The sequence below is a fragment of the Gordonia neofelifaecis NRRL B-59395 genome (assembly GCF_000192435.1).
Lineage (GTDB): Bacteria > Actinomycetota > Actinomycetes > Mycobacteriales > Mycobacteriaceae > Gordonia > Gordonia neofelifaecis.
Window position 1 is genome coordinate 149,646 of sequence record NZ_AEUD01000004.1, and the last position, 13,766, is coordinate 163,411.

Annotated in this window: 12 protein-coding genes; 11 read left to right on the forward strand and 1 reads right to left on the reverse strand. The window is 66.3% G+C overall.

The window, feature by feature from the left end; genetic code table 11:
* The first annotated feature begins 149 nt into the window (after positions 1-149).
* The 11 genes from SCNU_RS06480 to SCNU_RS06530 all read left to right on the forward strand — a co-directional run bounded on the left by SCNU_RS06480 (position 150) and on the right by SCNU_RS06530 (position 11,317).
* The gene (locus SCNU_RS06480) at positions 150-431 is read left to right on the forward strand and encodes a hypothetical protein (protein WP_009678554.1); all 282 of its coding nucleotides are present in this window, start codon (positions 150-152) and stop codon (positions 429-431) included.
* Positions 388-1,770 carry a threonine ammonia-lyase IlvA gene (gene ilvA, locus SCNU_RS06485; RefSeq protein ID WP_040517832.1) on the forward strand — a complete coding sequence of 461 codons (1,383 nt, stop codon included), beginning with the start codon at positions 388-390 and terminating at the stop codon, positions 1,768-1,770. Before SCNU_RS06480 ends, ilvA begins: the two co-directional genes overlap by 44 nt.
* Before the next feature lie 315 nt (positions 1,771-2,085).
* A complete protein-coding gene (locus SCNU_RS06490; protein ID WP_083812565.1) occupies positions 2,086-2,946 on the forward strand; it encodes an MlaE family ABC transporter permease in 861 nt (286 codons plus the stop codon).
* A 1-nt stretch (position 2,947) separates the two neighbouring features.
* Entirely contained in the window at positions 2,948-3,814 is an 867-nt protein-coding gene (locus SCNU_RS06495; RefSeq protein ID WP_040517834.1) for an ABC transporter permease, read from the forward strand.
* Positions 3,815-3,818: 4 nt separating this feature from the next.
* Positions 3,819-5,114, forward strand: coding sequence for an MCE family protein (locus SCNU_RS06500; RefSeq protein WP_009678558.1), 1,296 nt, complete (start codon positions 3,819-3,821; stop codon positions 5,112-5,114).
* A complete protein-coding gene (locus SCNU_RS06505) occupies positions 5,111-6,145 on the forward strand; it encodes an MCE family protein (RefSeq protein ID WP_009678559.1) in 1,035 nt (344 codons plus the stop codon). Before SCNU_RS06500 ends, SCNU_RS06505 begins: the two co-directional genes overlap by 4 nt.
* Entirely contained in the window at positions 6,142-7,134 is a 993-nt protein-coding gene (locus SCNU_RS06510; RefSeq protein WP_040517893.1) for an MCE family protein, read from the forward strand. The genes SCNU_RS06505 and SCNU_RS06510 overlap by 4 nt, the downstream gene beginning before the upstream one ends.
* Positions 7,128-8,234 carry an MCE family protein gene (locus SCNU_RS06515; RefSeq protein WP_009678561.1) on the forward strand — a complete coding sequence of 369 codons (1,107 nt, stop codon included), beginning with the start codon at positions 7,128-7,130 and terminating at the stop codon, positions 8,232-8,234. The genes SCNU_RS06510 and SCNU_RS06515 overlap by 7 nt, the downstream gene beginning before the upstream one ends.
* Positions 8,231-9,331, forward strand: a complete 1,101-nt coding sequence (locus SCNU_RS06520; RefSeq protein WP_009678562.1) for an MlaD family protein — start codon at positions 8,231-8,233, stop codon at positions 9,329-9,331. Before SCNU_RS06515 ends, SCNU_RS06520 begins: the two co-directional genes overlap by 4 nt.
* Positions 9,319-10,488: an MlaD family protein gene (locus SCNU_RS06525; RefSeq protein ID WP_009678563.1), complete on the forward strand. Its 1,170-nt coding sequence runs from the start codon at positions 9,319-9,321 to the stop codon at positions 10,486-10,488. The genes SCNU_RS06520 and SCNU_RS06525 overlap by 13 nt, the downstream gene beginning before the upstream one ends.
* Positions 10,489-10,498: 10 nt before the next feature.
* A complete protein-coding gene (locus SCNU_RS06530) occupies positions 10,499-11,317 on the forward strand; it encodes a hypothetical protein (protein ID WP_009678564.1) in 819 nt (272 codons plus the stop codon).
* Positions 11,318-11,406: 89 nt separating this feature from the next.
* On the opposite strand, the gene treY is transcribed toward SCNU_RS06530, so the two are convergent.
* Positions 11,407-13,731 (reverse strand): malto-oligosyltrehalose synthase, encoded by a 2,325-nt coding sequence (treY, locus tag SCNU_RS06535; RefSeq protein ID WP_009678565.1) that lies wholly within the window; start codon positions 13,729-13,731, stop codon positions 11,407-11,409.
* Between the last annotated feature and the right edge of the window lie 35 nt (positions 13,732-13,766).

Below are 13,766 nucleotides of genomic sequence, written 5' to 3' on the forward strand. Positions count from 1 at the left end.
ACCCACCGCCGATCTCCACCTCTCGACGACAGATCCCGCGTCCCGGACGCGGGATCTGTCGTCGAGAGGTGTATTCGCTCGGGCAGTCGTACCCGCGGACGAGATTCGGGTCGCCGAAACTTCTGTCACGACCGCGCTACACTTGAATTATGACCGCACTGATCCAGCTCGTTCCCGAGACCGCAACCGTGCGTCCCGCCGTGCGGGTGTCGGTGTTCGGCGTGCCGTGGCCCGCACACAAGCTCGCTGCCGTGGTCGCTGGAGCAGTGGTCGCCGCGCTGGTGTTCGCGTTCTCCGGATCGGGAGCCGTGGCGATGTGGGCGACCGCGGCGACGGTCGTCGCAGTGTGGTGGGGCGGGTACATCGCGCTCCGCGAGCGGTGGGACGATGGAGAGCGTGACTTCTTCGCCGAAAACCGCTCCCGCCAGTGATTCGACCCTGACTCCGGCGAGCATTGAGGCTGCGGCGCGCCGTCTCGACGGCGTCGTGCGCCGTACGCCGCTGGAGGACTGCCCCCGCCTCAGTGACGCGACCGGCGCACGAATTCACCTGAAGCGTGAGGACCTGCAGACGGTCCGGTCGTACAAGATCCGCGGTGCGTACAACGTGATGTCGCAGTTGAGCCCGGACGAACTCGCCGCGGGCGTGGTCGCGGCGAGCGCGGGTAATCACGCCCAGGGCGTCGCCTTCGCCTGCGCGACCATGGAGGTATCCGGCCGCATCTATGTGCCGACCACCACGCCGAAGCAGAAGCGTGACCGAATCCTTTGGCATGGAAGGGGATTCGTTGAGCTGATCGCCGTCGGCGATACCTACGACGCTGCGGCGTCGGCCGCGCAGAGCGATGTGCTGCGTACCGGAGCCACCTGGATCCACGCCTTCGACGATCCGCGCACAGCATCGGGTCAGGGGACCATCGGCAAGGAGATCCTCGAGCAGCTCGGTGCCGATCCCGACATCGTCGTGCTGCCGGTCGGCGGGGCCGGATGCATGGCGGGCATCGTCACCTACTTGCGTGCCGCATGTCCGAACGTGGCGATCATCGGCGTGGAGCCGCGGGGCGCGGTCTCGCTCTCCGCGGCGCTCGTCTACGGCGAGCCCTACACACTGCCCACCGTGGACGCTTTCGTCGACGGAGCGGCGGTCAAGCGGATCGGCGGCCTGGGCCATGACGTGATGGCCGCCGCCGGCGCTCGCGTGGTGAGCCATCCGGCGCTCGCCGACGTCACCGACGAGCCTCGCGTCCCGGTGATCGACGCATCGGAGATCGACTTCGCACCCGGCAGCGTGACCATCACCTACGTGAGCGAAGGCGCGATCTGCTCGACGATGCTCGAGCTCTATCAGAACGAGGGCATCATCGCCGAGCCGGCCGGCGCACTGGCGGCGACCGCTGTGCAGGAACTGGCTCTCCCGAAGGATGCGAACGTCGTAGCCCTCGTGTCGGGTGGCAACAACGACGTCTCGCGATACGGCGAGATCATCGAGCGGTCGCTCGTCCACCGCGGGCTGAAGCATTACTTCCTGGTGAACTTCCCTCAGGAGCCGGGTGCGCTGCGCCGGTTCCTCGACGACGTGCTCGGTCCCGACGACGACATCACCCTGTTCGAGTACGTGAAGCGGAACAACCGGGAGACCGGCGCCGCGCTGGTCGGCATCGAACTCGGCGACCGCGCGGGTCTGACGGGGCTGCAAGACCGGATGAAGCGTTCGCGACTCGACGTCGAACTGCTCGAACCGGATACTCCGGCGTACCGCTACCTGACGTAGTCCGCAACACGGACCAGTCCGTCTCGCTCGTCAAGCCCCAGGCCGGTGTCGCGGTCTGGGGCTTTGCGCTGTTTCCGCCCGGACGACGGCGCGCGGCAACGCCGATGACGCCTCATCGGCCGCGATTCGCCCAGCGCACACACCCACCAGCAGATTTCCTACATAGGTGAAGTTATGTGTGGTGCGTCGCACAAACCCAAGAATTCGCTGTGTATATTACGACCGAACAACCCGTTGGGTTGGGCAATGGGGGAGCGGAGTGACGGCCGAATCCTTTCATTGTGTTCGCGAAAGCGAAGACGCGAAGGCAGGGGATTGAGCACAGACACGGTGGAAGCGCAGCCACAGGTTGCGCGACGTCGCTGGTCGGACAGCGGCGCCCGCAGATGGTTCGACGAGCACATCAAGAAGTCGTTCGAGACATTCGGCCGCCAGCTCGCGATGTTCGTCGAGGTCTTCAAAGTCCTGATCGAGGACATCCTGAAGAAGCGCTTCCCGTTCGGTGAGTTCATCCGGCAGTGCGCGTTCATGGCTTCGACGTCGGTCTTCCCGACACTCCTGGTGGCCATCCCGATCGGCGTCATCGTGTCGATTCAGGTGTCGAACATCGCCGGACAGATCGGTGCGACGTCGTTCTCTGGTGCCGCGACCGGCCTCGGCGTGATCCGTCAGGGCGCACCGCTGGTCACGTCGCTGCTGTTGGCCGGAGCGGTGGGATCGGCCATCGCGGCCGACCTGGGCTCCCGGACGATCCGCGAGGAGATCGACGCGATGCGCGTCATGGGCGTCAATCCGATCCAGCGGCTCATCTCGCCTCGCCTGCTCGCCACCATGGTCGTGTCGTTCCTGCTGTGCGGGTTCGTGTGCTTCGTCGGCTTCATCACCGGCTACCTGTTCAACGTCTACTTCCAGGGCGGTACTCCCGGCAGCTACACCGGGACGTTCGCGTCGTTCGCCGGCGTCCCAGACCTGTTATTCGCGCTGGTGAAGGCCGTCATATTCGGGGCGATCGTGGCGATCGTGGCCTGCGACCGCGGCTTGTCGACCAGCGGTGGTCCCGCGGGCGTGGCCAATTCGGTCAACGCCGCCGTCGTCAACTCGGTGATCCTGCTGTTCACCGTCAACGTGGTGCTGACCCAGGTGTTCGCGCTAGTCGTCCCGGCGAAGGTGGTGTGAGATGACGGCATCACGGTATGTGCCGCCGCTGCTCAAGCCGCTCGAGTGGCTCAAGAAGCTCTGGCAGGCGCCGCGCGACGGCATCGTCGCGATGGGCCACCTCATCACCTTCCTGGTGAAGTCCATCGGGCTCGCGCCGATCACCTTCACCCACTACCGGAAAGAGGTCTGGCGACTGCTCTCCGACGTAGCCTGGGGCAACGGAGCCATCGTCGTCGGCGGCGGAACCGTCGGCGTCATGGTCATCCTCGGTGTGATGGGCGGCGCGACCGTCGGCATCGAGGGCTACACGGCCCTGAACCTGCTCGGCATGTCGCCGATCACCGGCGGTCTGTCGGCCTTCGCCACGACCCGGGAGATCGCGCCGCTGCTCGCGGCGACCGCGTTCACCGCGCAGTCCGGCTGCCGCTTCACCGCCCAGCTCGGATCGATGCGCATCAGCGAGGAGATCGACGCCCTCGAATCGATCGCCATCCGCCCGCTGCCGTACCTGGTCACCACCCGGATGGCCGCCGCGGTCCTGTCGATCATCCCGCTGTACGCGATCTCGCTGGCCGCGAACTACGTCGCCTGTCAGTTCATGTTCCAGGTGCAGTCGGGCCAGGGCGCCGGAACGTACCTGCACTACTTCGACCAGTTCATCCTGTCGCGCGACGTGGTCTTCTCGTTCCTCAAGGTGATCGTGTTCGTGCTGCTCACGACGTTCATCCAGTGCTACTACGGCTACTTCGCCTCGGGTGGCCCGGAGGGTGTCGGTGTGGCCGCCGGTCACGCGATCCGGCTGTCGATCATCACGATCGTCTTTGCGAACCTGATCCTCACCCTGGTCTTCTGGGGTACCTCCGCCGGCATCAAGATATCGGGATAGCTGAATGAAAATCGATACTGGTGGACGCGATCCGTCACTCAAGACGTACTTCATCCGCGGCGCGATCTTTCTCGCCGTCGGCGTGCTGGTCCTCGGCCTGCTGCTCGCCCGGTACGAGGGCAAGTTCGAGGACCGCACCGAGGTCACCGCACAGATGACCGATGTCGGCGACGGGCTCGTCTCGGGCGCGGACGTCCGCTACAACGGCTTCATCGTCGGATCGGTCGACACCATCACCATGATCGGCAGCGGCGACGACCCGACGAAGGACGTCGCACTGATCCTGGACCCGCAGCAGGCGTCGGGCATCCCGGCCAATACGACGGCGCGCACGGTGCCGTCGAACCTGTTCGGCGTGAACTCCGTCGAGTTGATCGCCCCGGCGAATCCGTCGTCCGAATCGCTCAGCGGCGGCGACGTCGTCAAGGCCGACACCTCCGAGCCCACCATCCGGCTGCAGGATGCACAGAACGAGCTGCGGACCCTGCTCCGCAGTGTGCCGCCGGAGGATCTCGGCATGGTCCTCGGCACCATCGCCGATGCGCTCCAGGGCGGCGGTGCGACGTTCTCGACCTTCGTCGGCGTCCTCGACACGTACTGGAAGACGATCAACGCGCAGTTTCCGCCGGGAGCTCCGTCGGGCTTCGACAACTTCAACGCCGCGGTCCGTGGTCTGGCGAAATCCACGCCGCAGCTTCTCGACGCGCTCGGGAAGTCGGTGGTGCCCGCCGTGACGATCGCGCAGAACTCCGATCAGCTGACCGCGCTGCTGTCGGCCGGGCAGGGCATGCTCGATCAAGTTCAGACCCTGTTCGCGAAGAACGGCGACGGGGGCAAGCGGATCGTCCGCGACCTGAACACGATGCTCGGCGCGATCACCTTCGAGCCGGACTCGCTGCCCCAGGGCCTGCAGGAACTGTACGTGCTCGCCGGTCGCGTGCTCGGGGTTTTCACCGGCGTCAACGGACACGTCCAATTGAATCTCGGCGTCAGCTTCGGGGCCTTCCAGCAGTACACCCGGCAGAACTGCCCGGTGTATGACGGCGGACCGTACGGAACTGCGCGTGGACCGGGCTGTGTCGGTCCCGGAACGGGAACCGGCCCGACGATGTCGGGTCCGCTCACGATCTACCCGCCGGGAATGAAGCGCGCCGCCGCCCAGAAACCGGTGAGCGCGGTGACCACCGGCAAGGACGGCAAGACGCTGAAGGGCGCACTGGGACGTCAGCCTTCGGCGGCCGACAGTCTGATGCTCGGGCCGTTGGTGTCCGCGGTGGCGCCGAAGGAGGGAGGCCAGTGAGCCACGCGAAGTCGACCATCAGGAAACCGCTGATCGGGTTCACGCTGTTCGCGATCGTCGCGCTGTTCATGACCTACTTGATCTGGTCGACCCTCGAACGATCGGTCAGCGGGCCGACCACCGGCTTCACGACCACCTTCAACGATGCGTCGGGCCTGGCAGACGGCGACGACGTCCGCATGGCGGGCGTGCGCGTCGGACGGGTGCAGAGCATCGACCTGGAGGACGGCAAGGCCGTCGTCTCCTTCGAGGTGCAGGACGACCAGCAGGTGTACGCGAACACCCGAGCCGCGATCCGCTATCAGAACCTGATCGGACAGCGGTATCTGGCGCTGTCGCTGGACGGACCGACCCCGGGAGCTCCGCTGAGCGGGGGATCGGCCCTGCACCTGCCGGGTGAGGACTCGTTCGACGTCACCAAGCTGCTCGCCGGATTCCAGCCGGTCTTCGACACGCTGACGCCCGAACAGGTCAACTCCCTGTCGGAGAGTCTGATCCAGGCGTTCCAGGGCGACGAGGTGTCGTTGACTCGCACCATCGCCGAGATCGGTCAGGTCGCGAACGACATGGCCGATCGCGATCAGGTGCTCGGCGCGATCATCACCAACATGGGGGTGGTGATGCGCGAGCTGGCGTCACAGGGAGATCAGGTCAAGACGATCCTGGACAGCGCGGGCAAACTCGTCGAGGGCCTCAACGGCAGCTCGCAGCAGTTCGGCAAGGCGATCGATCAGATCGGTCGGACCTCGACCGGGTTCGCCCAGGTGTTCGCGCAGAATCGGGCGACGCTCAAGTCGGCGGGCACGGCGGCCGACGACGCCACGACGAAACTCATCGCCAGCGGAGCCAAGCTCGACGATCTGGCCTTCCAGCTGCCGATCTTCCTCGGACACTTCCCGAACGTGATGATGCAGGGTGACTACTTGAACATCTATGCCTGCGACCTCGACATCGCCATCGGCGACGTCCTGTTCCCGCCGGGGCTGATCAACAAGATCGGTGGCACCAACCATTCGGTGGTGTGCCGATGAAGAAGCGTTTCGCGCGGTCGTTCCACGGCAACCGCCGACTCTGGTACGGGATTCTCGGGGCCGTCGTGATCGCCGTCGTCCTGGTCGGCGTCGTCGGACTGAGCACCGCAGGGCTCGGCAAGCGGACGTACACCGCCGACTTCGAACAGGCCGGCGGCATCCGGCCGGGCGACAAGGTTCGCGTTGCGGGCATCGACGTCGGCGAGGTGTCCAAGACCGAGCTCGCCGGAGACCACGTCACCGTCGACATGAAGGTCGACAAGGACGTCGAGGTCAAGGAGGACGGCTCCGCCGAGATCAAGATGTCCACGCTGCTCGGACAGCGGTACGTCGACGTCGTGCTGGGCAGCAGTGACAAGGCGGCCCCCGACGACCGGATCCAGCAGACGTACGTTCCGTACGACCTGCAGAAGACCCTGGAGAAGGGCACACCTGTGCTCGCAGGCATCAAACCGGACGAGCTGACGAACAGCATCCGGACGCTGAGCAGCCAGCTCTCCGGCGCCCCGGCGATCATGGGTCCGACGCTCGATGCACTGACCCGCATGTCGGACGTCCTCAACAATCGGCACGACCAGATCAACCAACTGCTCAAGGACACCGACGCGGTGACCAAGCAGGTGGTCGACAGCCAGTTCGCGCTCTCGATCATCGTCGGACAGGGCGCCCAGCTCGCGAACAAGATCGTCGCCCGTGAGCAGCTCGTGACGCGGATGCTCGACGGCGTCGCGGCGCTGACCGATCAGGCGACCGCCGTCGCCGCCGAGAACGGAGACAAGTTCGCGCCGGTGATGGCGAACCTCAACACCATCTCCAACGGCCTGGAGAAGAACCGCGACAACCTGCGCAAGCTGCTCGAGGTGCTCCCGGTGACCGCACGCCTGACGACGAACCTCACCGGCGACGGTCCCTACGCGAACGGTTATCTGCCGTGGGGTCTGTTCCCCGACAACTGGCTCTGCGCGGCACGGGTGGTGGACGGATGCTGACGATGACCAGAACCCGTAGGGCGTTCGCGGCGGTCGCGGTCGTGGCGGTGACCGCGCTGACCGTGACCGGCTGCTCACTGATGCCGGCCACCTGGACCGCTGCGCTCGGCCAGGCCAAGACCGTCACCGCGTACTTCGACGACGTCTCGGGAATCTTCGAGGGCAACGACGTCGCGGTGCTCGGCATGCCGGTCGGCCGCATCACCTCGGTGGAGCCGCAGGGCACCCGGGTGAAGGTGACGATGACGGTCGACAACAGCGTCGACGTCCCCGCGGACGTGACCGCGGCGATCGTGAACACGTCGATCGTGACGACGCGGCACATCGAGCTGTCGCCCACGTACACGCAGGGACCGAAGCTCGCCGACGGCGACGTCATCAAGAACACCGAGGCACCGGTCGAGATCGGCACCCTCTTCGACTCGATCGACAAGATCGTCAAGTCGATGTCTGGAGACCGCCCCGGAGAGGGGCCGATCGCCGACTTCGTCGACGTCACCTCGGGCATCGCCTCGGGTAACGGTGAGAAGCTGCGGCAGGCGCTCGACGCGCTGTCGAAGGCGGGCAAGCTCGGTGCCGACAACGGCGACGCGCTCACCTCGATCATCAAGTCGCTGAGCACCCTGACGACCGCTCTGACCGACAACTATCCGAAGATGCTGCAGTTCTCCTCGTCGATGACGAAGGTGTCGGACATGCTCGGTGACCAGTCTGTCGGCCTCGTCGCCTCACTCCACGATCTGAACAAGACGCTGCAGAACACCTCGGAGTTCCTGGCCGACAACTCGGGCGCCATCAGCGGAGCCACCGGACGGATGGCATCGCTCGCGGCGAATCTGTCGGATTTCTCCCGCGAGGTGGTTGAGACGATCGACGTCGCGCCGCTGCTGTTCCAGAACCTGTCGAACTCCATCTCGGCCGAGCAGGGCGCGTGGCGGACGTCGGTGTTCCTCGACAAGTCGCTGCTGGACACGCAGTTGCTGAACAAGTTCTGCAACGCGATCAACATGAACCAGAAGGGTTGCGACACCGGGCAGTTGAAGGACTTCGGGCCGGACCTCGGCATCTACTCCGGACTGTTGGAGCTGAGTAGGAAATGACGCGTATCAAGAAGGCGGGCGTCGCCGCAGTCGCCTTGCTGACCACGGTCAGTCTCGCCGCCTGCGGGGTGGTCCCGGGCATCACCGTGGAGCAGATTCCGCTCCCGGCGCCGGGTGGGATCGGTGACTCGATCACCGTCCACACCTCGTTCGAGAACGCCCTGAACCTGCCGAACAAGGCGAAGGTGCGACTCGGCGGCATGGACGTCGGCGAAGTCGAGTCGATCGTCGCGAAGAACTATCGCGCCGAGGTCACGATGAACGTCGCCAAGGACACTCAGCTACCGGTCGGGACCGGAGCCGAGCTGCGCCAGGCGACACCGCTCGGCGACGTCTTCGTCGCCCTGCAACCGCCGGCCGACGCGTCGAAGGGGTACGTCCAGGACGGCGGCACGCTGACCGGGCCCATCTCTGCCGCGGCGACAGTCGAGGATCTGCTGGTGAGCATGACCGGGCTCGTCGACTCCGGCTCGATCAGCTCGCTGCAGCGGATCTTCACCGAGCTCAGCACCGCGGTCGGCGGCAACGCACCGGAACTGCACGGTGCCATCGAGGGCTTCACCACCGCCATCGACAAGTTCAACAAGAACTCGGCGGCGGTCGACGAGGCGATGGCGACCACGGCGGTCTGGTCGAAGGAACTCGCGAACGGCCGGACGCAGATCGCCGCGGCGATCAACAAGCTGCCTGCGGCGATCAACACCATCAACGATCAGCTCGGCATGATCCTCACCACCCTCGACAAGTCGAACAAGGTCACGAGCGCGACCAACGACTTCCTGAACTCGGAGCAGGACGCGTTCGCCGAGATGCTGGGCCACCTGAACACGACTCTCGTGGCGCTCGACAAGTCGGCGCCGATCTTCGGTCCGCTGGCGGACCGATTGGCCGAGTTGAATCCGAAATGGGTCAAGTCGACGTCCGGCAGCGCCGCAGCGGTATCGGCGAAGGTCTACTGGCTGTCGCCCGGCGTCGGCTTCGACGCGGCGTCGAGGTTGCCGGAGGGCGGCGACATCACCAACGGCATGCACAGCATGGAGCAGACGCTCGCGCGAATCATCGCTCGTCTCACGGGAACGAAGGGATGCTGCTCGTGATGAAATGGCTGCGCAAGCGCAAGATCATGCTCGGCAACCTGGCCCTCGTGCTGGTGATGCTGGCGGGCCTGGCGTTCCTGGCGTTCAACAGCCTCAGTTGGCGGCCATGGCAGAGCACCTACCAGGTCACCGTCCATTTCCCCGCTTCCGGCGGCCTGCAGGACACCAGCAAGGTGATGCTGCGCGGCGCGGAGATCGGTGACGTCAAGAACATCCAGGTGACGCCGGGCAGCGTCGATGTCACCGTGGAACTGCGCGACGACTATCAGATCAACAAGGGCGCGAAGTTCTCGGCGCTCGGTCTGTCGGCGGCCGGCGAGCAGTACGTGAACATCACCCCGACCTCCGACGACGGGCCTTATCTGCAGGACGGCGACGAGATCGCGATGCAGCAGACCCATGTGACTGCGGACTTCCCCGGGATGCTCCAGTCGACGCTCGACGTCATCAGCCAGATCGATGCGCCCAAGCTGACCTCGACGCTGAAGGAACTCGAGATCGCCCTCAACGATCGCGGTCCGAACCAATTGAAGTCGATCTTCCACTCGGGCGGCGTGATCTTCGCCGACCTGGCCAAGGTGCTGCCGCAGACCACCAAGTTGATTCAGAACAGCGGCACCATCCTGAAGACGACGGCCGAGATCCAGCCGGATCTCGGGACACTCGCGGGCGGAATGGACTCGTTGTTCACCGCGGCGGTGTCCGCGGACAAGGAACTGCGCACTCTGCTCGGCCGCGGACCGGGACAGTTCACCAGCCTCACCGGATCGCTGGCGACGATCACCGATCCGCTCAGCGACGTGTTGACCCAGTTCCTGGACGTGGCCCGACAGGGCGCGTTGCGAGCGCCCGCCCTCGCGACGCTGTTCCCGGCGATACGCGACTGGTCCATCGAGGCGCAGAAGATGTTCCACGACGGTGCGTGGTGGGCGCTGGCGTCGATCTATCCGCGACCCTCGTGCAACTACCAGCTCGCGCCGGTGCGACCGACGAAGATCCTCGAGCTGACCGTCCCCAAGTATCTGTACTGTGTCACCGAGGATCCGACCCAGCAGGTGCGCGGGTCGGCCAATGCACCGCGACCGAACGGCGACGACACGGCGGGACCTCCGCCGGGCTACGATCCCAACGCCCGTACGGTCCCGCTCGACAAGTGATGAAGGATTTATGAGTTCAGCTGACTCGAAAGACAATTCGGATACTCGCCCCGACGACTCCTCGGCGGCGGACGCGGTCGAGGAGCCGACGCACGAGGACTCGGTGGATGTGTCCGAAGCAGCGGATGCGGTCGACGAGGCCGATGCGCCGGTGAGTGGGTCGAATCCGGAACTGTCGGTGAACGCCGAGAAGCGGGCCGCCCGCCAGGCGCGGAAAGCCGATTCCGGCAATGTCTCATTGAGCATTCCGGTCCGCCGGATCAAGCAGGTTCTCGTTGGACTCGTCGTGGCCGCGGTGATCGCCGTCATCGCTGTCGGCGGCTGGCAGCTCTACCAGAAGAATCAGGAGCTCGCCGCGTTCGACGACAGCAAGGCTGCGGCGTCGAACTTCGTGGTGACCTATTTTCAGGCGATGAGCGGTCCGAACGCCGATGCCGCCTCGCTGCGCAACGCGGTCGGACCGCTGAGCACCGGCGAGTTCAAGAAGCGCCTCGGGTCCGACGCGGTGGTGAGCACGCAGTTCATGAAGGAGAACAAGGTCGAGAACATCAAGACGACCGTCACCTCCTCCATGGTCGAATCGTTCGACGCGGACAGTTCGACGGTGGTGCTCGGCGTCGACGTCAGCGGAACCAGCGCGGTCAGCAGCACCGGTGGCAAGAACGCGATTCTGCTTCAGTTGAGCATGGAGAAGGTCGACGGCGACTGGCTCGTCAGCGCGATCGAAGCCGGACCCGGCGTGACTGTCGGGGCCCAGCAGGGGGCGCAGACGCCGCAGGCACCGGCTCCTGCCGAGAACCCGGCGCCGGCGCCCGCACCCGGCGGATAGCGGGCGGTCGTCGAGGCCAGGGTTCGCCGGCCTGGAGAAAGGTCGCGGCGGACCTTCGCACCATCGCATCGGGCGCTTCGACGCTCGCGTCAGGCGTCGTCGTATCGTTCCAGCACGGCCAGCGGCCGGTCACCGAGGAGGAAGTCGGCGGTGACACTCTCGGTGAAGGCGTTGCCGGACAAGGCGTCGCACCATGTCCCGCCAGGGAGGTCGATGACGCACTGCTCCCGGATCTCCGCGCCGGTGAACATCAGCGCCAGCCGGACCGCGACGACGACTACCTCGGCGACGCCGGCACGGCCGCGAGCGAAACTGACGACGTGGGCGGCGGAGGCGCCCCGAACGGGTACGTCGAGGAAGTCGCTGCCCTCGTCGAACGCCTCGAGATGGCGGCGGCGGACCTCGAGGCAGGTCCGCACGGCGCGCAGCTTGGGATGGTCAGTGCTCCGGTCGTAATCGACGGGGCGGCGGTTGTCGGGATCGGTGAGCGAGTCGTCCCACCACTGCGTGCCCTGGTACACGTCGCCGACCCCGGGCAACAGCAGCGACAGTGCTTTGCGAGAGATCGATTCGGCGTGGCCGGCATCGGCGATCAGCGCGACGAACGACGCCACCAATTCGGCGACCAGTCCGTGCTGCAGGCCGGCCAGCCAGTGTTGGACGGCGTCTTCGGCTTTCTCGTCGACGTCGGTCCAGGAGGACACTTCGCCGTTCTCGCGCATCGCCTTCCGGGCGAAGTCGGCGAGACGCCGGGCCAGGTCGGCGTCCGGTCGGCTCCCGACGGGCCACACGCCGACGACGTTCTGCAGCAGGAAGTAGCAGATCACGGGTTCCGGCGGCGGCGCTATCCGCCAGACCTCGTTCACCAGGATGCGCCAGCGCTGCGGGGTCTGAGCGATCGTCGCGATGCGGGCACGGACGTCTTCGCTGCGCTTGGTGTCGTGGGTCGACAGCGCGGTCATGGCTCGCGGCCAGTGGGCGGCACGCTCGGTCGTACGGGCGTAGAAGTCGGTTCGGTCGATGGCGGGCACCAGCGGGTTGCAGCCCAACTCCTGGCTCGACACGAGCCGGGCGGTGCGGTGGAAGCCGATGTCCTCGATGGCCTTGCCGTAGACCGCGACCGCGGCCTCGCCGATGCGTGCAATCGCCTCGGGAGCGAAATCCCGGTCGACGAAGGCCTCGCGGAGAACGTCGAATCCGGAGGCGAGGATGGGGTTCTCGTCGGCGAGCCGGTCGATGTTGGCGATCACCCGGGCCGACAGCGACGGATAGTCCGGGCGCGCCACGGCCGCCGAGCAGATCTCGAGGGCCGCGGCCTGCTGAATGATGTGGGCGGGCACGTCGCGAGCGCTGCTGCTCAGCTGATCGGTCACGCGCTGCAGTCGATCCGGGAACATGTCGACGAGGACCGTTCGGCGCAGTGCGAGGGCGCGGGCGCCGAGCACGTCGCCGTCGCCGGCGATTCCCAGAACCGTGCGGAACGTCTCGTCCAGTTCGATCGCTCCGGTCGGCGCGGTGAAGCGGGCCTCGATCAGTCGGAGTTGGTCGTAGCCGGTGGTTCCGTCGACGGGCAGATCCGGGTCGAGGCGTTCGTCGTGAGCCAGGCCCTTCTCGACGTACAGGAGGCGGTCGTCGCCGAGATCGGCGCGTAGTCGTCGCAGGTACGCCGTCGGGTCCCGCAGCCCGTCCACGTGATCCACCCGCACCCCGTCGACGAGGTCGTCGGCGATCAGCTCCTGTAGCCACGCATGGGTGGCGTCGTAGACCTCGGGGATCTCCTGGCGCAGCGCCGCGAGTCCGTTCACCGCCATGAACCGCCGGTAGCCGACCCGGCGGCTGTCGTGGAGGACCAGCCGATAGTGCTGGCGCAGATGGACGGCGAGCGGGTCGTCGCCCGGCGTGGCCGTGCCGGGCGCGGTGGGCAGCGCGAGGTCGCCGAGCACCAAGCGGAGGCGGTCGTCGAGCCGGAGTCCTGCGAGGTCCTCTTCGCGACCGAGGTACGGCAGATTGATCACGCCGCCGACCGGTGCGGTGTCGAGGTCGAAGTAGCCGGCGTACGGGGAGTGGAGGCCGTGGACGAGCACGTCGGCCCACCACGGATTGTGGTCCGGGTCAGCCACTCCGACGTGATTGGGGACGATGTCGACGATGATGCCGATGCCCCGTGCCCGGGCGTGCTCGCGAAGCAGCCGGTAGCCGTCCGCGCCGCCGAGGACGTCGGAGATCCGCGCGGGCGGACACCAGTCGTACCCGTGCGTCGAACCGGGCATCGCCGTGAGGATCGGGGACAGGTACAGGTGGCTGATGCCGAGGTCACGGAGGTGATCGAGGATGCCCGCGACCTCGGCGAAGGTGAACTCCGGGGTCAGCTGGACGCGGTAGGTGGCCACCGGGTCGATCGGTGTCCCGGACATTCCGCTCCTTCGATCACCCGCGTGTGCGGTCGGTG

Bases quoted from the DNA above. Each gene is read 5' to 3' on its own strand.
- SCNU_RS06480 (WP_009678554.1), top strand. From the start codon at position 150: ATGACCGCACTGATCCAGCTCGTTCCCGAGACCGCAACCGTGCGTCCC.
- ilvA (WP_040517832.1), top strand. From the start codon at position 388: ATGGAGAGCGTGACTTCTTCGCCGAAAACCGCTCCCGCCAGTGATTCG.
- SCNU_RS06495 (WP_040517834.1), top strand. From the start codon at position 2,948: ATGACGGCATCACGGTATGTGCCGCCGCTGCTCAAGCCGCTCGAGTGG.
- SCNU_RS06500 (WP_009678558.1), top strand. From the start codon at position 3,819: ATGAAAATCGATACTGGTGGACGCGATCCGTCACTCAAGACGTACTTC.
- SCNU_RS06510 (WP_040517893.1), top strand. From the start codon at position 6,142: ATGAAGAAGCGTTTCGCGCGGTCGTTCCACGGCAACCGCCGACTCTGG.
- SCNU_RS06515 (WP_009678561.1), top strand. From the start codon at position 7,128: ATGCTGACGATGACCAGAACCCGTAGGGCGTTCGCGGCGGTCGCGGTC.
- SCNU_RS06520 (WP_009678562.1), top strand. From the start codon at position 8,231: ATGACGCGTATCAAGAAGGCGGGCGTCGCCGCAGTCGCCTTGCTGACC.
- SCNU_RS06525 (WP_009678563.1), top strand. From the start codon at position 9,319: ATGCTGCTCGTGATGAAATGGCTGCGCAAGCGCAAGATCATGCTCGGC.
- SCNU_RS06530 (WP_009678564.1), top strand. From the start codon at position 10,499: ATGAGTTCAGCTGACTCGAAAGACAATTCGGATACTCGCCCCGACGAC.
- treY (WP_009678565.1), bottom strand. From the start codon at position 13,731: ATGTCCGGGACACCGATCGACCCGGTGGCCACCTACCGCGTCCAGCTG.